This is a genomic window from Mycoplasma sp. HS2188, assembly GCF_025209835.1.
In the GTDB taxonomy this organism is placed as follows: domain Bacteria; phylum Bacillota_I; class Bacilli_A; order Mycoplasmatales; family Metamycoplasmataceae; genus Mycoplasmopsis.
This window is the reverse complement of the sequence record NZ_JAOAOI010000042.1, coordinates 1-939: the sequence shown is the minus strand read 5'-3', so window position 1 is coordinate 939 and position 939 is coordinate 1. Positions and strand designations below refer to the sequence as shown.

Here is a 939-nt window from a genome sequence, read left to right as displayed (position 1 = left end):
AATTAGTAAAAGAGACAATTATCAAAAATAATGATGCTGTGATAAGAGAAAATGAGACTTTAGGTCAGGTTAAGGGAATGTCGTCTTTAGATGATAAAGATAATGTAAAAATATATTTGAATGAGTTGAACTCTGATTTACAAAATTTAAAAACTTTATTGCATGAGTATGCTCATGTGAAGTTAAAACATAGTTTAAGAGATTTAGAAAGACCTAGTTGCGAGCTACAAGCTGAGATGACAGCGTATGTGGTAGGTAAAGAATTAGGAATAGATACTAAGGACCACAGTTTTAAATATATGCGAAGTTGATCGAAGGGTGCAAGCATAAAAGAAAAACAAAATTTATTAACCGAAGTTAATGAAGTTTCTAAGGCTATTTTTAGCGAAATCGAGAGCAATTTTTTAGCTAATGGCGATGTTTATCAAGACAAAAATAAAAGCAAAAAGAATTTAAAAAATAAGCTAAGTTTGTAGAGGTAAGAGATGAATAAAAATGCAGGTAGAGGTGAAAAAAGAGTTATTAGTGGGATTAATAGTGTTGTTTTTGAGAATGAAAAATCCATTTTAGTGGTTTTACCACAGATGCTGGAAGAGCATTTACCAGAATATCGTTATCAGTGAGAAGGTTATAAGTTTTTCTATCCTAAGAAAATGAGTAGGAAGTTAAAAAATGGAAATTGAGAGATTTCATATTATTCTGATTTTAAAGTTAATGTTTTTAAACAAGAAAAAAACGTGATATCAGAGAAGTGAGAGACTATAGATTCACAAGAGATTGATATGGAGCAGATTGGCGAATTTTATGTTATTTATAAAAAATATATTCGAGAATTAGAGCGATTACGTAAAAGCTCAAATAATGATTAATGCTCACGTGTGAGCGCGCATTATGCGTGCACGTGTGCGAGGAGTTGAGAAAGGATAGTTATGGCAAAAA

The 939-nt window shown here is 31.0% G+C and carries 2 protein-coding genes; both read left to right on the top strand.

From position 1 onward, the window contains the following. Positions 1 to 476: ImmA/IrrE family metallo-endopeptidase (locus N1F73_RS03690; protein ID WP_260360157.1), on the top strand; the 476-nt coding region annotated here is incomplete at its 5' end. 9 nt (positions 477 to 485) lie between these two features. Beyond that, positions 486 to 869, top strand: coding sequence for a hypothetical protein (locus N1F73_RS03685; RefSeq protein WP_260360156.1), 384 nt, complete (start codon positions 486 to 488; stop codon positions 867 to 869). Positions 870 to 939 lie beyond the last annotated feature (70 nt).